This window comes from Nitrosomonas sp. (assembly GCF_040256045.1).
Lineage (GTDB): Bacteria > Pseudomonadota > Gammaproteobacteria > Burkholderiales > Nitrosomonadaceae > Nitrosomonas.
On record NZ_JBDZWD010000017.1, the window covers coordinates 12,430 to 33,721 of the forward strand.

General features: G+C 50.5%; 17 protein-coding genes. 9 read left to right on the top strand and 8 right to left on the bottom strand.

Going from position 1 to position 21,292, the window contains the following annotated elements:
• The first annotated feature begins 91 nt into the window (after positions 1-91).
• Positions 92-1,414, top strand: coding sequence for a murein transglycosylase A (mltA, locus tag ABUL11_RS04905; RefSeq protein ID WP_396956524.1), 1,323 nt, complete (start codon positions 92-94; stop codon positions 1,412-1,414).
• Positions 1,415-1,492: 78 nt separating this feature from the next.
• Here the strand turns inward: mltA and ABUL11_RS04910 are convergent, their stop codons facing one another.
• The 3 genes from ABUL11_RS04910 to ABUL11_RS04920 all read right to left on the bottom strand — a co-directional run bounded on the left by ABUL11_RS04910 (position 1,493) and on the right by ABUL11_RS04920 (position 4,343).
• On the bottom strand, positions 1,493-2,206 hold the full coding sequence (locus ABUL11_RS04910) for a DsbC family protein (RefSeq protein ID WP_350282746.1): 714 nt from the start codon (positions 2,204-2,206) through the stop codon (positions 1,493-1,495).
• 147 nt (positions 2,207-2,353) lie between these two features.
• The gene (locus ABUL11_RS04915; protein WP_350282747.1) at positions 2,354-3,520 is read right to left on the bottom strand and encodes a UbiH/UbiF family hydroxylase; all 1,167 of its coding nucleotides are present in this window, start codon (positions 3,518-3,520) and stop codon (positions 2,354-2,356) included.
• A 367-nt stretch (positions 3,521-3,887) separates the two neighbouring features.
• Positions 3,888-4,343, bottom strand: coding sequence for a protein YgfX (locus tag ABUL11_RS04920; protein ID WP_350282748.1), 456 nt, complete (start codon positions 4,341-4,343; stop codon positions 3,888-3,890).
• A gap of 46 nt (positions 4,344-4,389) precedes the next feature.
• On the opposite strand from ABUL11_RS04920, the gene ygfZ reads away from it, so the two are divergent.
• Positions 4,390-5,439: a CAF17-like 4Fe-4S cluster assembly/insertion protein YgfZ gene (ygfZ, locus tag ABUL11_RS04925; RefSeq protein ID WP_350282749.1), complete on the top strand. Its 1,050-nt coding sequence runs from the start codon at positions 4,390-4,392 to the stop codon at positions 5,437-5,439.
• A gap of 67 nt (positions 5,440-5,506) precedes the next feature.
• On the opposite strand, the gene ABUL11_RS04930 is transcribed toward ygfZ, so the two are convergent.
• The 3 genes from ABUL11_RS04930 to queD form a co-directional block, all read right to left on the bottom strand.
• On the bottom strand, positions 5,507-6,166 hold the full coding sequence (locus tag ABUL11_RS04930; RefSeq protein WP_350282750.1) for an ankyrin repeat domain-containing protein: 660 nt from the start codon (positions 6,164-6,166) through the stop codon (positions 5,507-5,509).
• 1 nt (position 6,167) lies between these two features.
• Entirely contained in the window at positions 6,168-6,932 is a 765-nt protein-coding gene (locus tag ABUL11_RS04935) for a TatD family hydrolase (protein ID WP_350282751.1), read from the bottom strand.
• Positions 6,933-7,002: 70 nt separating this feature from the next.
• Entirely contained in the window at positions 7,003-7,485 is a 483-nt protein-coding gene (gene queD, locus ABUL11_RS04940; protein WP_350282752.1) for a 6-carboxytetrahydropterin synthase QueD, read from the bottom strand.
• 16 nt (positions 7,486-7,501) lie between these two features.
• Between queD and ABUL11_RS04945 the strand changes: the two genes are divergently transcribed.
• Entirely contained in the window at positions 7,502-8,362 is an 861-nt protein-coding gene (locus ABUL11_RS04945) for a radical SAM protein (protein ID WP_350282753.1), read from the top strand.
• A gap of 28 nt (positions 8,363-8,390) precedes the next feature.
• Here the strand turns inward: ABUL11_RS04945 and ABUL11_RS04950 are convergent, their stop codons facing one another.
• Positions 8,391-8,678: a helix-turn-helix domain-containing protein gene (locus ABUL11_RS04950; protein ID WP_350282754.1), complete on the bottom strand. Its 288-nt coding sequence runs from the start codon at positions 8,676-8,678 to the stop codon at positions 8,391-8,393.
• Between the two features lie 591 nt (positions 8,679-9,269).
• Positions 9,270-11,474 carry a 1,4-alpha-glucan branching protein GlgB gene (gene glgB / locus ABUL11_RS04955; RefSeq protein WP_350282755.1) on the bottom strand — a complete coding sequence of 735 codons (2,205 nt, stop codon included), beginning with the start codon at positions 11,472-11,474 and terminating at the stop codon, positions 9,270-9,272.
• 131 nt (positions 11,475-11,605) lie between these two features.
• Between glgB and glgC the strand changes: the two genes are divergently transcribed.
• The 6 genes from glgC (at position 11,606) to yedF (ending at position 21,266) form a co-directional block, all read left to right on the top strand.
• Positions 11,606-12,907: a glucose-1-phosphate adenylyltransferase gene (gene glgC, locus ABUL11_RS04960; RefSeq protein WP_350282756.1), complete on the top strand. Its 1,302-nt coding sequence runs from the start codon at positions 11,606-11,608 to the stop codon at positions 12,905-12,907.
• A gap of 64 nt (positions 12,908-12,971) precedes the next feature.
• A complete protein-coding gene (locus ABUL11_RS04965; RefSeq protein WP_350282757.1) occupies positions 12,972-14,693 on the top strand; it encodes a glycoside hydrolase family 57 protein in 1,722 nt (573 codons plus the stop codon).
• A 70-nt stretch (positions 14,694-14,763) separates the two neighbouring features.
• On the top strand, positions 14,764-16,776 hold the full coding sequence (locus tag ABUL11_RS04970; protein WP_350282758.1) for an alpha-amylase/4-alpha-glucanotransferase domain-containing protein: 2,013 nt from the start codon (positions 14,764-14,766) through the stop codon (positions 16,774-16,776).
• Between the two features lie 125 nt (positions 16,777-16,901).
• On the top strand, positions 16,902-19,598 hold the full coding sequence (locus ABUL11_RS04975; RefSeq protein WP_350282759.1) for an MGH1-like glycoside hydrolase domain-containing protein: 2,697 nt from the start codon (positions 16,902-16,904) through the stop codon (positions 19,596-19,598).
• Between the two features lie 202 nt (positions 19,599-19,800).
• A complete protein-coding gene (gene yedE / locus ABUL11_RS04980) occupies positions 19,801-21,120 on the top strand; it encodes a selenium metabolism membrane protein YedE/FdhT (protein WP_350282768.1) in 1,320 nt (439 codons plus the stop codon).
• Complete coding sequence (gene yedF / locus ABUL11_RS04985) at positions 21,030-21,266, top strand: sulfurtransferase-like selenium metabolism protein YedF (protein WP_350282760.1); 237 nt, start codon at positions 21,030-21,032, stop codon at positions 21,264-21,266. Before yedE ends, yedF begins: the two co-directional genes overlap by 91 nt.
• Positions 21,267-21,292 lie beyond the last annotated feature (26 nt).

Below are 21,292 nucleotides of genomic sequence, written 5' to 3' on the forward strand. Positions count from 1 at the left end.
GCCATTCTTAAACAATACAGAGAGTACGACCTACCGGTTTTCATCTTTATCATTCAACTTCTTGCTTTTTTTACGGGGAAGCGTCCACCAGATGAGAAAAATAAACAATCCCAGCGCCAATGCTCCTTCGATTGCTAAAACCCACATATTCTTTCCACATAAAATGTTTTTACAAAGCAGTTACTTTAACCGATATCTGCTGAAAACCCAATTTACTGCCCTGCTGATCTTGATTTCGTTCGGTCTGACAAGCTGCAAAACTGAAACAACCATCACCGCCCGGCCTGCTACCCTCCCTGAAAAGGTGGCTACCCTTCCCGCTGATCCACAACCGGCACAATCCACCCGGGATACGGAAAACAAAGTAGAAAAGAGATCACTCAAGGCTGCCAGCTGGTCAATGCTGCCGGGTTGGCAGCACGAAAACCTGATTCCGGCATGGAATACTTTCATACAAAGCTGCAAATCGCTCGAACGACGTCCATCTTGGCAGGAAGTATGCGCACAAGCTACTACCATCCGGCCCACCAATGAACGAGCTATCAGGAATTTCCTTGAAAACCACTTTGCCCCCTATCAGGTGACCAACCAGGATGGCACCACTACCGGGCTGGCAACAGGCTATTACGAGCCATTGCTCAAAGGCAGCCGCAAATACTCCAGCCGTTTTCGTTATCCGATTTATTCTGCGCCGGATAATCTGCTGACAATTGAACTGAAAGACACGCAATCCGGAGCAGGTCAGACCTCATTACGCGGTCGCCTGCAGGGGCGAAAAATTATCCCTTACTACACCCGTGCCGAAATCGAGAATAACCGCACCCTGCTGAAGGGAAAAGAGCTGTTGTGGGTTGAAGATGAAGTAGAACTGTTCTTTCTCCAGATACAGGGATCCGGCCGTATCGTGCTGGAAGATGGCAAAACTGTAAAAATCGGCTTTGCCGATCATAATGGATATCCCTACCGCTCCATCGGAAAAATATTGATTGATCAGGGCGAGCTACCTGCCTGGAAAGTATCCATGCAAGCCATCAAACAATGGGGACGGCAAAATCCTGCCAAGCTGAAACCTTTGCTCCAGCAAAATGCACGTTACATTTTCTTTCGTGAACTGCCACCTGATCTCACCGGGCCGATCGGTGCGCTGGGAGTGCCTTTGACTGCCGGCAGAAGCCTGGCTATCGACCCGGAAAGCATCCCGCTGGGTGCACCGGTTTATCTTTCCACTACTTGGCCTAACACAGCACAGCCGCTCAATCGGTTGATGATCGCCCAGGATACCGGTAGTGCCATCAAAGGGGGGGTACGTGCCGATTTTTTCTGGGGGCACAGCCCGGAAGCTCAGGTTCAGGCTGGAAAGATGAAACAGCAGGCCCAGATGTGGGTTTTACTTCCCAAACAATATCGGGAATAACGGCAGAGAACAATAAGGAAACCTCTAAAAAGCTACCTGCCTTACCGTTCTGCGTTAAAAGTCGGGGCGAATGCCAGGTTATTTACTCGCCGCCTGATCCAGCCGTTTTTCGATTTCCTGCTGTGGAATAAACCCGGGCACCACCGAACCATCAGCAAAAATCAGAGTGGGTGTTCCTGTAACTCTGTTTTCCCGGCCTGATTCCAGCAATTTTTGCAGGGGTGTTTGACAGCCTTTGCCGGCAGGAGCAACTGATCGCAGCATGAAATCATCCCATGCCTTGACCCGATCTTCAGAACACCAGATTGCTTCAGCCGTTGTCATAGAGCCGTTGAGAATGGGATAAAGTAGGGTATAGATGGTGATATCCGTCACATTGACCAGCTCCTTTTCCAGTCTTTTACAATAGGGGCAGTTCGGATCGGAATACACGATCAGCATGCGTTTACCATTCCCCTTAACTGTTTTCATCGCATGTTCCAGCGGTAAGGTATCAGTTGCAATCCGCCGCGCATCACGGATCTGCTGCATACGCTCGCTGGTCAGACTGACCCGTCGTTTGGCATCGACCACATGTCCCATAAAGAAATAGTCGGCCTTCTCGTCCGTATAAAACACTTCTCCGTCGATCACGACTTCATACAACCCCAGATAAGGTGTCTGGGCCACGCTTTCAATCTTGCTTTCCGGAAAATGGGCCTGAATGGTCTCTTTCAATCCAGCACTATCTGCCAGGACGATTCCGGCAAAAAACCAGCCCGGCAGAACCAGCGAACGTAACAACACATGCATACCATTTCTCCAGTGTAATTTTTATTTCCAAATCAAAAATGACGAGAAGGCGAGCCGCAGACAGTATGAACAATACGGCAAGGGGAAGCCGACAAAGTAAGTTTTGATTTGGAACTGGAATAAAAATCCAATACCCATAAAAATTCATCAGCTCAGCGCATGACGCATCAATCTGTTTTTCAGAAATGGCAGACGATTAGTAATCCCGAGTCCCAGATTCCTGATGCGCATGATCGCTGCATCCTCACTGCCAAATAATTTCTGCAGTCCGTCCGTCACCCATCCCATGGCAAGAATATCCTCCTTGCGATTGCGCTCATAACAACGCAGCAAAGAAAATTCACCGCAATCCCCTATTCCACCAAACTGCTGCTGCAGGCGGGCCAGTTCACGGACATCGCGCAATCCGAGATTTATTCCCTGGCCGGCAAGCGGGTGAATACCATGTGCTGCGTCACCAATCAAGGCTAACCTTGACTTAATGAGTGATCTGGCACGCACAAAGTTCAACGGAAACCCGAGTGGGGCGGTAACGAGCCGCATGTCCCCCAACTCATGCTCTGCTGCCCGGGCAACCCGGGCGCATAACGCCTCAGCTGGCAGATTGAGCAACTCCTCTGCAAATGTCGTATTCGCCGACCAGACCATGGAAACCCGTTTCCCCGGTAACGGCAGAAGTGCGAGAATGCCATCACGGCGAAACCACTGATACGCAATGTGATGATGCGCCCGTTCTGTCTCGAAATTGGCAACCACGCCCGTCTGATAATAACTATGACGGTCAACCTCGATTCCTGCCTGCGCACGTACCCGGGAATTGACACCATCTGCACCGATCAGCAAATCCGTCTGCAAAACCGTTCCATCCGCCAAAATCAGCTCGACATGAGAGTCGTGCCAGGCAAGCGATACGCATTGTGCGGGACAAAAAATCTGCACATTTTCCTCACCGGCCAATTCTTCCCAAACGGCATGCTGCAACTGGCGATTCTCAATGATACAGGCCAGTTCCGGCACGCTGCTCTCATAAGCACTGAAATCGATTCTGGCCGCATTATCGTCCCCATACACTCGCATTTCATGGATGGGCGTAATACGCGCTGCGTCCATCCCCTGCCAGATACCAGAAGATTGCAAGAACTTCACACTACCCGGGCTAATCGCATACACCCGCGCATCCCAGCTATCATCATCGGGCACTGGCGCAGGCGACCGTGATTCGATCAGCGCCAGCCTGAGCCCACTACCCTTGAGTGCAGCCAGCAAACCAGCTCCTGCCAACCCACCCCCGATCACCACGATATCGAATTTCATTACGGGATCATCCTGAAAACTATGTGGGGTGTACCGCCCGGCTCGCTGTACACCCGCAAAACATGCATACGCAAAACCACGGGATAATGATTTTTTCAGCAGGTTACGAATTCCGCCTGACAACTGACCGGAATCTTCGGGATTATACTAAGGAACTCCCGCCCGGATTATTGTTTTCATGATCCTCAGAAAACGGGCCCTGGCTAGCAAATTACAGATTAAGGAGCCTCTGATTAAGTCTCACATGGCCACACACTGTGTTTTGCAGATAAAATGCAAAACACAGGTAAGCGGTGAATGGTGGGCCCCTTCACACCGAACTCAACGCTGCAATACATCTGTAAAACAGTGCCCCACATAAGCTCCGTCAACTCCGTTTTTCTCTATCAGAAGAGCCATCCTGCCATTTCCATCGCAGCCAGACGCGCAATCGTCTGAAGCTGTCTGCATCGATGCTGTCCGGCAAGATAACCACCGTATAATAATGCCTGGTTCGTCCCTTCCGCAGGCAGAGCACGCTCATGTAAGGTGCGACAAAAGTACTGGTATCGATGACAGTGTCGATATATTCATCTGTACGTGTTTTTATTCTGCAACCGTTTCTACCCGTCAGATGTAGGGTGGTGATGGATCGCGGTGAAATGAGCCATGCATAGCGTCGCAAGTAATAATAGAGGCTGCCTGCCAGCAGCAGAGCGATGATAAGCTTCATTGCCACAGGTAGTGCCAATGGCCAGAATACGCCGGCTGCCGTACAATGCGCGAGACTCAGCAGCACAGCCAAGCGACTGGAGGGTTGCAACTGGATTGAGAGTACATTCATTGACTGGTTACCGGATCACCCAACATAACGCTTTTCACACTTACCCATGAATCCCGACTGGTTTACATTTCTGACCCACCGTAATGCTCATATCGAGCAGAAGCGGGTACTACATTTTGGACAACCTGCTGCCGAACTGGCACAAGCAGCATCGGGCTCGGTATTGATCGATCTCTCTCACCTTGGCCTGATCCGTTTTTCTGGTGAGGATGCACAAAATTTTCTGCAGGGGCAGTTGAGTTGTGATGTCCGCTCGATTGATTCCACACAAGCCAGTCACGGCGGCTACTGTACGCCCAAAGGCCGTCTGCTGGGCAGTTTCCTGATGTGGCAAGATGTTTCTGATAACAGTTATCTGATGCAACTCCCGGTCGAACAGGTAGAAACGATGGCCAGGCGCCTGAAAATGTTTGTGTTGCGGGCAAAAGTATCGATCCAGGACAACACTGATGATTTCATCCGTATGGGGATTGCCGGTAAGAATGCACTGGCATTGTTACAAGGTACACTGCCAGATACGGCCATTTCACCGGTGCCATTGGCCGTAACCTCCATTCTGGACGGGCAGGTCATTTGCCACAGTGAAAACCGGTTTGAAATCATAACAACTTCAACGCAGGCACCCTTATTGTGGGAACGACTGAACAAACACACACATCGTGCGGGTGCTGCAGTCTGGGACTGGCTGGAAATTCGTGAAGGAATCCCCGCCATCTTCAATGCCACTCAGGAGCATTTCATTCCGCAAATGGTCAATCTGGATATCATTGGCGGAGTCAGTTTCAAGAAAGGATGCTACCCCGGGCAGGAAATCGTCGCTCGCACCCAATACCTCGGCAAAATAAAGCGCCGTATGTACTTGGCTCATCTGGATATAGATTCATCCCAGGATATTGCAGCAGGTGATAGTTTGTTCGGTACAGATACTGGTGATCAGGCATGCGGTATGATTGCTCACGCTGCACCTGCACCTGCGGGTGGAGTTGATGTTCTTGCTGTAATTCAGACCAGCAGCGTGGAAGCCGGCCCCATCCACTGGAAAACACTGAGTGGCCCGCAGTTGGCGATATTACCTCTCCCCTACTCCATCACCTGATACTCCAGCCAAAGCAGTACTGCAATATACTGATTTGCGACCACGAACTACATACGTTAGTAAACACTCAATCCGCTGTACCGTTACGCGTCAGCAACTGTACAATGCTGGTATGTCCTTGTTTCCTGGCCCAGCCCAGGGCCGTACCGTCAGCTTCATTTCGGACCAATGCATTTGCACCGTGTTCCAGCAGCAGCTCTACGGTATCGTAATGATTGCCACGCACTGCCATCATAAGTGCTGTCGTGCCGTTATCGGTCGTAGCATCGATCCTCACTCCGTAATTCAGCAGGAATTCAACGATCTCCTTATAGCCCTTACTGGCGGCATAGATCAGCGGGTTCCATCCATCATGGTCGATTTTGGCACCTTTTGCATATAGTCGCTTGACCAGATCCAGCTGCCCGTAATAACACGCCAGCATGGTAGCCGTCTCACCATATTTATTGCGAAGATCCGGATTTGCACCGGCCTCCAGCAGTAATCCTCCCAATTCCGGATTTTTATTGCGGGCCGCCAGCATCAGAGCCGTTTCACCTTGCAGATCACGCACATCCGGACTTGCGCCTTTCATTAGCAAATCTCTGACACGGTGAGTCTTATTGTCTTCGACCGCTCGAATCAAATCCTCATCAACCCCGGCATGGGCAGGTGAATACAGACAAAAGGCACAAAACAGAACGATGACTGATGCAATACTCCATTGTGTCCACAGGGATCTGTTCATCTCAAACCACCTTGAATAAGTTGAAGAAGTTATTTGTCGTTACCGCAGCAATTTCGGCGAGTGTCGTTTCGCGCAAACGGGCAATTTCCTCGGCGACATGTCGGACGAATGCAGGCTGATTAGTTTCGCCCCGATGAGGAACAGGAGCAAGGTAGGGTGAATCTGTTTCGATCAGCATTCTGTCAGCAGGTACTTTTTTTGCTACCTCTTTGATGATTGCCGCATTCTTGAATGTCACGATTCCAGAAAATGAAATATAAAAATTCAAATCGAGCGCACGTCTGGCAATTTCCCAGGATTCGGTAAAGCAATGCATGACACCCCCGACGCTAGCTGCTCCCTCTTCTTCCATGATACGCAACGTATCCTCTGCAGCAGCACGGGTGTGGATGATCAAAGGCTTGCCGCACTGCCTGGCGGCACGGATATGTCGCCGGAATCGCTCACGCTGCCAATCGAGATCACCCTTCAGCCGGAAATAATCCAGACCGGTTTCCCCCAGCGCAACGACCTTTGCATGATCCGCCAGCTTCAGCAATTGTTCTACCTCTGGCTCCACCGTATCTTCATAATCGGGATGTACGCCCACCGAAGCAAAGAGATTAGGATGTAATTCAGCCAGAGCGAGCACACGCGGAAAGTTTTCCAGATTAACGCCCACACATAGCGCATGAGTGACCTGGCTGGTTTGCATGTTTGCCAGCAACTCATCCAGGCTGCTGGCAAGATCGGGAAAATCAAGGTGACAATGAGAATCGACAAACATAGGATTTAAAACTAACGCTATCTGGTTTTACAGTTAAGAAATAGTATCGGAAAAATATAAACGCTTCTGTCTATGATTCCGTGATCCTCCCGGCTGTTGCAGATTTGAAGACAGCTTTATCCACATCCGCCCAGCAGTTGGGAGTTTCAAACAGACGTACGTGCTCCAGCTCCAACCTACCCGCGTATCTGCTCTGGAATGTGTGGTGCAATATATCGAAAGCAATCAGAGCGAGATTCTCCGCCGTGGGCTGCACTTCCAAGACAAACGTTTTATGATTTTCCAGCGATTGCAGAAATTCCAGCACGCGAGTATCACCAGCGTAAACCAGAAAGGCATGATCCCACCGATCCACCAAGGCTTCTCTGATAACGCGTTTGACATCGGAGAAATCCATAACCATGCCTTGCTCCGGCACCCCGGCATCGGCGATAATACCCCCTGAAATCGTAACTTCCAATACATAACGGTGCCCGTGCAGATTGCGGCATTGGCTCAGGTGTGTGGAGATACGATGACCCGCATCGAATTCAAATTTTCGTGTAATCAACATCCCGGAAATTATAGCATTGTCACCTTCTACCGGACGATTAAGCCAGGATGACCACAGCCGTGACAGCGCCGGACTAACTTACGTTTATCCGGTCGTTTCCCGCCGCGCAGGTGGCGTATCCATCGGTATCAACCTCAACCCCAACAACGCATGCAACTGGCGCTGCATTTACTGCCAGGTACCCGATCTCAAGCGTGGCACTGCACCTGCCATCGATTTGGTCAGGCTGGAGCAGGAGCTGCGTGATTTTCTGCACGAACTGGTTCATGGAAACTTCATGCAGGAAAAAGTCCCGCCTGAAACCAGAATAATCAAAGATATCGCCTTATCCGGAAATGGTGAACCGACCAGTGCACGAGAATTTGAGCAGATCATCGAGATCATCGGCAGAGTAAAAGCTGACTTCCCTCTGCCGAAAGAACTCAAACTGGTGCTCATCACCAATGGAAGCCTGATCAACCGAATGTATGTACAACAGGGGTTGCGACTGATGGCGGAGCTCAATGGTGAAGTCTGGTTCAAGCTGGACAGCGTTACGCAAACCGGACGCCTGCGCATCAACAACACCCGCGCAAGTCTGCAACGTATGCGCGAAAATCTGCAAACAGCTGCATCACTCTGTCCGACCTGGTTGCAGACCTGTGTATTCAAACTGAAAGGGGTACACCCGGATATTCATGAAACTGATGCGTATATCAGCTTTGTCCGCACTCTTTTACAGGAAGGAACCCGAATTCAGGGAGTATTACTGTACACCCTGGCGCGCCCGGCTTTACAACCCGAAGCATCCGACCTATCGAAAGTTGATCCGGATTGGATAAAGACTTTCGCTGACAAAATCCAGATGCTTGGAATACCTGTAAAAACCGCCTTTTAAAAACAGCAGTGGTTTGAAAATATCATAATCATTTCAACTGCTTGGCTGATTTCTTGAGATTTTTATATAAATCGGGATACTGGACCTTCAGCATTGCTGCAACGATCAGATCATCCCGCTTTATTTTAGTCAGATCGACATGTTCAATATGGACCAGCCTCAATAACTCTCTCACTGCCTTCGGCATTTCCCGCCCACTTTCATAGCGCGAACCACCACTCTGGGTGACACCCACCTTGCTCCAGAACTCATGCTGGTTCAATCCCAATTTCTGACGAATTTCTCTCGGGTTAGGTATGCTCTTAAAAAGTTTCATTTTATTTTTTATTGAATATCAAAAATATAAGATGGTTAGTCAGTGCAACATCATATTTTTGTTATCGTCATAAAATGGTTTAACTTAAGCTCACCTATTCATCCATCAAGAATATTTTTACCCGCTTTTTTATCCTTTAGCGGGATTCCCAACCAGAGTAGTTATTCCCAAAGAATATATGGCCAGCAGTAAGTTAACGCATTCAGATCAAAGGTTTGAGAACAATTTAAAATTCAACAATGCGGTACTCAATTGAAACAGATTACAGAAGAACTTAATTCAGATAACAGATTGACATACACACTATCTGCTATGAGATTGGAATATCAGGCAGAAGTTCGCCACGAAGCCTGAAACAATCCGAATCTTAGTTATTATTGACTCTCCGACCGACTGGATCGCCACCCATAATGACGACGATTCTTATTCTCTACGAAAGTGGCATATCAAGGCAATTCGAGTTTCTACTCTTGCTATCTTTGCGAACTTCAAAGTGTGAAGCATCGAGCACCAGCGGTAATAAAAGCACTGGATCCTGTGACCTCACGAAAATGGTATCTTTGGCACTCTTTCCTGTACAAACCAAGGTGGTTAGTCATCTGCGGTTTTCAAAATAATACCTGCCAGCGGAGGCAGTGTAATGATGATGGAATCAAGCTGGTCGGACCATGGTTGCCTGGTCGGGTTAATTTTTCCTGGATTACCGATGTTACTGCCGTGATAGTGGACTGAATCGCTATTGAATACTTCCTGGTAGATTCTGGATTCCGGCACGCCAACACAGTAACCGGTACGCGGCACAGGAGTGAAGTTGAGCACTATCAGCATAAAGGATCCATCTCTGGCGCGACGCTGGTAGCTGATGACCGATTGTTCCACATCATGACAATCAATCCAGGAAAAACCTTCGGTAAAAAAATCCAGCTCGTACAAAGCGGGGGTGTTCAGGTAGAGATGATTCAGATCCCGCATCAAAGCCTGCATACCACTATGCGGACCACGTTCCAGCAGATACCAGTCAAGTTCATGGCCAACGCGCCATTCATGCCCTTGGCCGAGTTCATTCCCCATGAAGTTAATTTTCTTACCCGGGCAGGTCATCTGATAGGTAAACAGCAGGCGCAGGTTGGCAAATTTTTGCCAGCCATCGCCCGGCATCTTGTCCAGCAAAGATTTTTTCCCATGCACGACTTCATCATGAGAAAACGGCAGTACGAAATTTTCGGTGTAAGCATAGAGCTGGTTGAATGTCAGCTCGTTGTGGTGGTAGCACCGGTGTATCGGGTCATGCCGCATATAGTCCAGCGTATCGTTCATCCATCCCATGTTCCATTTCATGGAGAAGCCCAGTCCGCCAAGGTAGGCCGGGCGAGATACTGCCGGCCAGGAGGTAGACTCTTCAGCAAATGTGAGTGCTCCCGGGAATTCCCCGTGCACCATAGTATTCAGCGCCCGTAGAAACTCGATCGCCTCCAGATTTTCATGTCCGCCATAGCGGTTTGGCAGCCATTCTCCTTCCTTGCGTGAGTAGTTCAGATAAAGCATGGAAGCCACTGCATCCACACGTAAACCATCGATGTGGAAAATAGACAGCCAGTAATGGGCACTGGAGAGCAGAAAAGATTTCACCTCGTTGCGGCCGTAATTGAAAATATACGTTCCCCAGTCGTGGTGGTAGCCCAGCCGTGGATCTTCATGCTCATACAGGGCCGTGCCATCAAACCGTGCCAGTGAAAAACTGTCCTGCGGAAAATGTGCGGGAACCCAGTCGAGAATCACACCAATCCCGGCCTGATGACACCTGTCCACAAAACTCATGAACGCTTCCGGGCTGCCATAGCGGCTCGTTACCGCAAAATAGCCAGTTGTCTGATACCCCCATGATTCATCCAGTGGATGTTCCGATATCGGCAGCAATTCAACATGGGAATAACCCATATCCTGCAGATAAGGAATCAAATGATCGGCAAGCTCCTGGTAGGAATAGAATCTGCCATCCGGATGGCGTTTCCACGAGCCTACATGCAACTCATAGATATTGAGGGGGGCATGCAGCCAGTCCCACCCCTTGCGCCGGGCCATCCAGTCATCATCATTCCAGTTGTATTTTTGCTCGGCCGGGATCAGTGCTGCATTATTAGGACGTAGTTCATATATGTTTGCATAAGGATCCGTCTTGAGCAGGATCTCGCCGCTAATCCGACTGCGGATTTCGTATTTATACACTGCTCCTTCGGGTAAATCTGGAATGAACAGCTCCCACACCCCACTGTGGTCATGCACTGTCATAGGACATACTCTTCCATCCCAGTGATTGAAATCCCCAACGACACTGATCCGTTCAGCATTGGGCGCCCATACGGCAAAACGTATGCCAGTGACACCATGATTCCTGACCTGGTGAGCGCCCAGCATACGGTAAGCTTGAAGCAGACGCCCTTCATTGAACAGATACAAGTCATGACCTGAGATCTGTGCAGGGAAGGCATAGGGATCATGCCGTTCTTCGATCATCTTGGTTGATGCATTTTCCATCCGCAGCAAATAGGGGTGCATAATACCTTCGCCTTCCCATTCGAAGATCCCGTCCTGATGTACGCATCGCATTAGCTGATAGCCTGACAGGGTACGCAGCCACACCCTTGACATATAAGGCTGAAACACTCTGACCAGCTTCCCATTTGGAACAGAGTGCATTCCCAGAAAGGAACAGGGATTGTACAGCCTGCCAGCCAGTAACAATGATCGTGCAGAATCCTCTGCCGAACCCGAGAATGGAAAAGATAAGGATTTCATTGATATGGATTTGCCAATATTTGCAATGATGGCCGGTAATGGTGGCTGGTAATGGTTATTCGGATCAAGTAAGATGAATAGACGAATAGGGTATGCGGTTTTTTAGAACACTGCAAATCAGCGAGGAGACCATGAAAGTTCAACCAGCTGTCCAGGCGAATGATAATCCGCGTTTCGTCAGTACACTTACCCGTAATACACTTGCACTGATTCTGGCAGGCGGCCGGGGAACCCGGCTCAAAAATCTGACGGACTGGCGTGCAAAACCAGCTGTTCCGTTCGGCGGAAAATTCCGCATTATCGATTTCACGCTATCCAATTGCGTCAATTCAGGTGTCCGCCGCATTGGTGTCGTTACGCAATATAAGGCACAGAGTCTGATACGTCATATCCAGCGCGGCTGGAGTTTCCTCGATGGCCGCTTCAAGGAATTCATTGAACTGTTACCCGCACAGCAACGTACAGAAGATGGAACATGGTATCAGGGCACGGCTGATGCAGTCTTCCAGAATCTCGACATTCTCCGCACACATAACCCCAGCTATGTGCTGATCCTCGGCGGTGATCATATCTACAAAATGGATTATGGCCGGATACTGGCAGAACACGTCGAAAAACAGGCAGATCTGACGATTGCCTGCCTGGAAGTACCGGTTGCAGATGCCAGTGCATTCGGTGTCATGGCGGTGGATGACAACTGGCGTATCACCAGCTTCGCCGAAAAGCCTGAACACCCGGCTCCGATTCCCGGAAAACCCGGTCATTCTCTGGTCAGTATGGGCATTTATGTCTTCAATGCAAAATTCCTGTACGAACAACTGATCCAGGATCACGACATGGATCAGTCCTCACATGATTTCGGCAAGGATGTAATACCCCGTCTGGTGGCAATTAATGCCCGGGTATACGCACACCGCTTCCAGAACAGTTGTGTCAATATGGCTTCAGGTGTGCCTTACTGGCGTGATGTGGGTACAGTAGATGCATACTGGAAAGCCAATATCGATCTCACGACTGTCACGCCGGATCTGAATCTGTACGATGAAGACTGGCCGATCTGGACATATCAGGAACAACTGCCCCCTGCCAAATTTGTATTTGACGACGATGATCGCCGTGGTCAGGCACTGGATTCAATGGTATCCGGCGGATGTATTATCAGTGGTGCAACGGTACGCCGCTCCCTGCTGTTTTCCAACGTTCAGATACGGAGCTACAGCACCATTGAAGATTCGGTCATCCTTCCCAATGTCAATATTGACCAGCATATCTATCTCAAACGAGTAGTGGTGGAAAAGGAATGCCAGATACCTGAAGGCCTCAAAGTTGGTTTCGATCCTGATGAAGACAGGAAACACTTCTATGTCACGGATGACGGGATTACGCTGATCACACCGGAAATGCTGAGGCAGCGTATCCACTATATCCGTTGAATTTTCCAGTCCGGCTGGAAAGCCGGATAACCATCATCAACTTCTGTACATGAACTGATATACAATGACCAGACGTTCTTCCACTCTTGATCTCGTACTGCTCTGGCACATGCACCAGCCAGATTATCGGGACTATAAAACCGGCGAATTCATGCTGCCGTGGGTATATCTGCACGCCATCAAAGACTATACCGACATGGCGCACCATCTTGAAAAACACCCGAATATCAAACTGGTAGTCAATTTCGTTCCTGTCCTGCTGGATCAGCTGGAAGACTACGCTGATCAATTTATTCACGGTAAGATTCGTGATCCGTTATTACGTCTGCTCGCGGTACCTGATCTCGACCGGATTTCTCCCGCCGAGCGCCAACTGATCCTGGACAGCTGTTTCCTGAACAATCATGACACCATGCTCAGACCTTATTCATCCTATCAGTACTTGCGGGATCTGTACGATCATCTACAGAAAATGGGTGACAAGGAGCTCATGTACATTTCCGGCCAATATCTGGCTGATCTGCTGGTGTGGTATCACCTTGCCTGGACAGGCGAAAGTGTACGCCGGGAAAATGAATGTATCGTCAACCTCATGTCGCAGGGAAAGCTGTTCAGCCATGGCGACCGAATGCTGCTGTTTCACCTCATCGGCAGGCTCATTCAGAATATCATCCCGCGCTACCGCAAACTGGCGGAATCTGGACAGATCGAGCTTTCCACTACACCGCACTATCATCCGCTTGCGCCTCTGCTGATCGATTTCACATCCGCTCGGGACAGCCTGCCTGAAGCCATGCTGCCTGCCAGTCCCGTCTATCCGGGCGGACGCAAGCGAGTGGCATCCCATCTGCAATCCGCCATTGACAGCCATCGGAGACGGTTCGGCAGTGATCCTTCTGGCGTATGGCCAGCCGAAGGTGCTGTATCGGAACCGCTGCTCGACATTCTTATTGAACACGACCGCCAGTGGTGTGCCAGCGGCGAAAGCGTTCTAGCTAACAGCCTGCGCAAATCCTGCCCGGATCAACCTTTGCCGGCCCGCAACGCATACCTTTACCGACCATACCGGTTTGAAACCAAAAATAGCAGCATTCTGTGCTTTTACCGGGATGACCAGTTATCCGACATGATCGGATTCGAATACTCTAAATGGTTCGGACATGATGCTGCGGAAAATTTCATGCAACGACTTGAACAGATTCGCAACGAGACCGGTAACAACCCTTCCCCGGTTGTCAGTGTCATTCTGGATGGCGAAAATGCTTGGGAATCCTATCCCTACAACGGCTATTACTTTCTGAACGATCTGTATGGAATGCTTGAGAAAAATCCTGATATCCGTACGACGACCTTCCATGAATATAGCATTGGACTGGCCAAGAGCAAAGTTGAAGTAACCCGTTTACCGGTGCTTACTGCCGGAAGCTGGGTATACGGCAGCTTTTCCACCTGGATTGGTGATCACGATAAAAACCTTGCCTGGGAATTGTTGTGTGCCGCCAAACACAGTTACGATCTCGTCATGCAAAGCCCGCGTCTGACGGACGAAGAAAAGATGGCGGCCGGAAAACAGCTCGCTTCATGTGAAAGTTCAGACTGGTTTTGGTGGTTTGGTGATTACAATTCACCGCATTCAGTGGAAAGCTTTGATCTGGCTTTCCGCAAGAATCTCTCCAATCTTTATCGCCTGCTGAAAATCCCCGCTCCAATCACCATACTCGAACCCATCAGCCGGGGAGGAGCATCTAACGGCGAAAGCGGCACGATGCGACACGCCGCCTCCTGATCCGGATACATAAAACCTGGGGCAGACAACATGGAACAACCGATAAACACTTAACCCGCAGAATATTCCGATGACTTCATCCGTATCATTCCTTTTTGGTGTTCATGCCCACCAGCCAATCGGTAATTTTCCGGAAGTCGTCATCGACGCGCATGAACGCTGTTACAAGCCGTTTCTGCATACTCTGTATCGTTACCCGGAATTTCGTTTCGCTGTCCATTTCTCAGGCTGGTTACTGGATTTTCTGTTCGAGCATTATCCACATGACATGGCGTTACTGCGTGAAATGGTCACACGCGGGCAAGTCGAGCTGTTTGGCGCGGGAGATACCGAACCGGTGCTGGCAGCCATCCCCGAGCGCGACCGGATTGGCCAACTCAGGACCTTTTCGGCCAAACTCAAGAAAAAACTGGGTCAGCGGCCACAAGGTGCCTGGCTGACCGAGCGTGTCTGGGAATCAACGGTCGTCCCCGCACTGACAAAATGCGATATTCGTTACGTGATCGTGGATGACTACCACTTTATCTGTGCCGGCAAACGTAAAACGGAACTGGATGGCTTTTTCACCACCGAAGAAGACGGTCACCCTCTGGATCTTTTCCCGATCTCAGAGGCTCTGCGCTACCGTCTCCCGTTTTCTCCCGCACAGGAAGCCATTCTCTTCATCGAATCATTGGCTGATCAGGCTACTGCCGGACGTCAGCCTGCTACAGTCTACTTTGATGACATCGAAAAATTTGGTATCTGGCCGGAGACCTACCAATGGGTTTACGAGCAAGGCTGGCTGGAACAATTCATTCAGGGGGTGCTCGCTTCCTCTCGCATCCGGATGCAACACTACCGGGACTACCATGCCGACGAAAAAACCCGTGGCATCATCTATCTTCCCACCACATCCTACATCGAGATGAACGAGTGGACACTGCCCGCCGAACCGGCTCATATCTATGCCGATCTAGTTCAACAAGCCAAATCAGCAGGCTGGTACGAGCAAAACAAATCTTTTTTGCGCGGCGGGATCTGGAAAAACTTTTTTTCGCGCTATCCTGAATCCAACTGGATGCACAAGCGTATGCTCGGTCTTTCTGTACGTTATGCGCAATTACCGGCAAGCCAGCGTACAGATGCCATGCGACAATGCCTGTATGCTGCCCAGGCCAACGATGCCTACTGGCACGGAATGTTCGGCGGCCTGTATCTCCCTCATTTGCGGCGCGCCATTTACAACAATCTGGTCGAACTGGAAGCACTGCTTGACCAGTGCATACCCCGCGCTGCCTGGTATCAGGAAGACACCGATCTGGATGGCACGGAGGAAATCCATCTGCAAAACGGAATCATACAAATCATTCTGAAACTGGATGGCAATGCCAGTATCTGTGAACTCGATGCTTATCCACTCAAACATAATTTTGCTGACACACTCACCCGCCAGACAGAACATTACTACCGTAAAATCCGGTTGAATTCCGGAGCAAACCCGGCACATGACCAATCAGGGATCGCTTCAGCGCATGACCGGGTCAGCTTCAAGCATGAAATCAGCCATGCTGATCTAGAACCGGATCTGGATGCGCAATCTCTCTTCATCGACCGTCTGAACGGCGAATCGTTACATTACCAGTTGCAACCCTCTGACCGAAAGAATGAAATCATTTTCCAGGCAGTGGCAAGCATCGGTCTGATACGCAAATGTTTCCAGATTTCCGGCAACCGGTTACGGGTAACATATGCATGCACAAATGAAGTAGTGGGACGTATGCAGACAGAAATCAACCTAGCCATGCCCAGTTGTGACGGACCAGGGGGACGTTATGTCAAAGATCACATTGCTCTGTCCGGCTTCGGAAACGCTGTCGCACTTGACGATCTGGCCTCACTCACACTGGAAGATGACACACTGGGCGGCAATCTGTCACTCGAAATCAGCCCTGCGGCAGCATTCCATGCTTGCCCTCATTTCACGGTTTCACAATCAGAAGGCGGGTTTGAGAAAATCATGCAGGCAGCTAAGCTGACACTGGCCTGGCCGGTAACTACCCGCAAACAACATATTACCCTCCGTTTCGATAAGAAAAGGTAACCCGCCACCGGAATCATATTTTTTCCCGGTTCTTTATCCAGCAAGCACTTTTCTTTCCGTAAAAATTCCGCCAAATCCGTTGTGAAGGTCATAAAACCGGATAAAACAATATCAAGAGCAACACTATGTCAGAAGAATCCAGTCGTCTCAGGCAGTGTGATGAAAGCAAAACCCCATGGAAAAAATGGGGACCTTATCTGAGCGAGCGACAATGGGGCACGGTGCGGGAGGATTACAGTGACAATGGGGATGCCTGGAATTACTTTCCGCATTCCCAGTCAGGTGCGCGTGCTTACCGTTGGGGGGAAGATGGCCTGGCAGGTATCAGCGATGACCGGCAACTGCTATGTTTCGCACTGGCATTATGGAACGGGCGCGATCCGGTGCTGAAAGAACGCCTGTTTGGCGTGACCAATCTGCAGGGCAACCACGGTGAAGACGTCAAGGAATATTATTTTTACCTAGATGCCACGCCCACCCACAGCTATCTGCAATACCTCTACAAATATCCGCAGGCCGCTTATCCTTATGAAAATCTAGTTACCACCAGCGAACGGCGTTCCCGGCAGGAAGCGGAGTACGAGTTGCTGGATACCGGGATTTTCGATGAAAACCGGTATTTCGATATTTTTGTAGAATATGCCAAGGCTGATCCGGAAGATATTCTGATCCGGATCAGTGCCATCAACCGCGGCCCTGAAACAGCAGGTTTGCGGATACTACCGACACTCTGGTTCCGCAATACCTGGTCATGGGCACCGGGTTCGACCAAACCGAAGTTGTATCAGGAAGAAAGCCAGGGCGATTGCCGGATCATCCATACCCGGCACAATGAATCGGGAGATTACCGGCTGTATTGTGCAGATGCACCCACTCTGCTGTTTTGTGAAAACGAAACCAACGCCTGGCGACTCTTTCGCACTGACAACACCAGCCCCTACACCAAAGATGGTATCAATAATTATATCGTCTGCGGTCAGAAAGATGCCATCAACCCCGCCAACCACGGTACCAAAGCGGCGGCAGACTATACCCTGAATATTCCTCCCGGAGAAACCCGCGTGCTCAGATTGCGTCTGCGTTACGCTGAATCTCCCGCTCCCGCTGCAGACAAAATCTTTACCGGCTTCGATGCGCTTATCAATCAAAGGAAAAAGGAAGCAGATGATTTTTACGCTTCCCTGTCTGGTGACAAGCTGAACAGGGAACAGCAGCGTATTCTGCGGCAGACACTGGCTGGCATGATATGGACCAAACAATATTACGAGTTCGATATGGAACGCTGGCTGAACGAGCACCCCTGGCACAATGCACGCAATGCCAGCTGGGTGCACATGAAATGCCGGGATATCATTTCCATGCCGGATAAATGGGAATATCCATGGTTTGCTGTTTGGGATACGGCTTTCCACACTCTGCCGCTGGCGATGATAGACCCTGTCTTTGCCAAACAGCAGCTCGGCCTGTTCCTGGAAAACCGCTACCAGCACTCGAACGGGCAAATTCCAGCCTATGAATGGAATTTCAGTGATGTGAATCCACCGGTTCATGCCTGGGCTGTCTACATGGTTTATCAGATATGCCAGAATTACCATGACCAGAATGATCTGTCATTTCTGAAATCTGCCTTTGCCAGCCTGGAACGGAATTTCAGCTGGTGGGAAACGCATCGTGAACCGGACAAGAATGTATATGAAGGTGGATTCCTGGGCCTGGATAACATCGGTATATTCGATCGCAGCGTTGAACTACCGACTGGTGGTCATCTGGAACAATCGGATGCCACTGCCTGGATGACCCTGTTCTCGCAGAATATGCTGCAGATTGCACTAGAACTGAGTCTCCATGACTCGGATTACGAACAGAGAGTGCTTTCCTATTTGAACCGCTTCATGGCAACTGCTGCAGCCATGCAGGATATCAGTGATGAACACCGGGATATGTGGGATGACGAGGATGGCTTTTTCTACAATGTCCTGCGTTTTCCGGATGGCCACTCGACTCGCATCAAGGTACGCTCACTGGTTGGGTTGCTGCCTTTGTGTGCTGTGACTGTCATCGAACAAACCACACTGGACAAACTGCCACTGGTGGCAAAACATTTTGAGCATCTGATCCGGCGCAGGAAATTCCTGGCTGATCACATCTTTTGTCCGACCACACCTGGAGTCGAAGGCCGTCGCCTGCTGGCGATCGGGGATGAAGGGAAATTACGCCGCATCCTGTCGAAAATGCTCGATGAACAGGAATTTCTGAGTCCTTACGGAATCCGGTCACTTTCCAGATACCATCTGGAACACCCTTACCAGTTCCACTGGAACGGACAGACTTTCACCGCAGACTACCAGCCGGGTGAATCCACTTCAAACATGTTTGGAGGCAATTCCAACTGGCGTGGCCCCATCTGGGTGCCAATCAATATTCTGATCATTCGCGCGTTGCTAACGCTATACGCCTACTATGGAGAAGATTTCCAGATGGAATGCCCCACTGGCTCGGGCAAACAATACAATTTGTTTCAGATCGCCAGAATGATTGCCGGGCGATTACTCCATATCTTCCTACCGGATGAACAAGGCAGGCGGCCAGTTTTTGGTGGCACAGAGAAATTTCAGATCGATCCTCACTGGCGGGACAATCTGCTGTTTTATGAATATTTCCATGGTGAAGACGGCTCTGGGCTGGGAGCCAGTCACCAGACCGGCTGGACAGGCGTATTGGCCGCCCTGCTCACTCTATTCGGCTCTCTGGAACAGGAAGAGCTGACAGAACTGGGTATGCAGGAAATTTCAGCCATCCTGGCAGGGAACAACAGTATCTGATGCCATTCAGCCAATCAATCTTTTCCTGCTGCCCGGAATGGCTTTTATCAGAATATAAACAATCACAAAAGAATACTGCTGGCAACTATGATCCGTATGGATAAACACTGAATCTCACGTTCCTATTCAAACAACCATTAGCAGCATAAACAGCTTCGCACGCGCCAAGTTACCGTTAAAATAATCATTCTTCCGCGCTATGATGCGGCGTTTACAGTCCCACGATTGGAGTTTAAAAATGTCCTTTGCCGAGTTTCGTACCCAGTATCTGGTGCGCTTCTGGTCTCCCATTCCAGCGCTGCTGGCACTGGGAGTGGCTTCTGCTTATTACTTTGCCATCACCGGTACCTTCTGGGCTGTCACCGGCGAATTCACCCGCTGGGGCGGGCATATTGCCGCGCTGCTCGGCTTTTCCCCGCAGCAATGGAGTTACTTTCAACTGATTGGCCTGAACGGCTCTCCACTCGAACGCATCGATGGCGTCATGATCATCGGCATGTTTGCCGGTGCGTTATGTGCCGCACTGTGGGCTAGTAATGTGCAACTGCGCTGGCCGACCAGTAAGCGCCGACTGGCGCAGGGATTGATCGGCGGAATCATCGCCGGCTTTGGCGCACGCCTGGCGATGGGTTGCAATCTGGCAGCCTTTTTCACCGGTATCCCCATGTTCTCACTGCATGCCTGGGCCTTTATGCTGACCACGGTAATCGGTGCCTGGATTGGCGTAAAACTCTGCCTGTTACCATTTCTGCGCACGCCACTCCGCCTGGATACGGCACCCAGCTCACTATTCGCTGATACTGCCAAGCTGGCGCGACGTGCTCGCCTGCAAAATCGCCTTGGTCTGCTGGTCGCCGTACTGGTACTGGGTTTTGCTGTCTGGCGCTTTGAGGCATCGTTGGTACTGGGTCTGGCAGTACTGTTCGGGATATTTTTCGGAGCAGTGATCGAGCGCGGGCAGATCTGTTTTACCAGCGCCGCGCGTGATTTGTGGACTACCGGGCGTACCCGTATCGCCTATGGCATCCTGCTGGGCATGGTGGTAGCCTGCCTCGGTACCTTCGGTGCAATTGCCCTGGGCGCAACACCCAAAATCTTCTGGATGGGCCCCAATGCAGCCCTCGGTGGATTGCTGTTCGGTATCGGTATCGTGCTGGCCGGTGGTTGCGAAACCGGCTGGATGTACCGGGCGATGGAGGGCCAGGTACATTTCTGGGTGGTCGGCATCGGCAACATCATCGGTGGCACTCTGGTAGCCATCTTCTGGGATGAGCTGGGCGGTGCACTGGCCCTGCCCTATCCGAAAATCAACCTGCTGGAGTACCTGGGGGCGGGCACCGGCCTGTTACTCAGTCTGGCCGGTCTGATGCTGGCGATGCTGCTGGTATACCTCAACGCCCGACGTTTTGCTGTCAGAGAAGGACTTGCACGATGGATGATCAACCGGATCTGTCACTGGATTTACGGGGGGAACATTGCCCGTACAACGCTATTGCCACCCTTGAAGCCCTGGCTGACATGACAGCTGGCCAGATGCTGGAAGTCATCACCGACTGTGCCCAATCGGTCAACGGCATCCCCGAAGATGCGCGCGCCAAAGGCTACGATTGCCTGGCAGTAGAACAGCACGGCCCTCTGTTTCGCTTTCTGATCCGCGTGCCCGGTTAATTACTCACAGTGTGATACAAATCAGA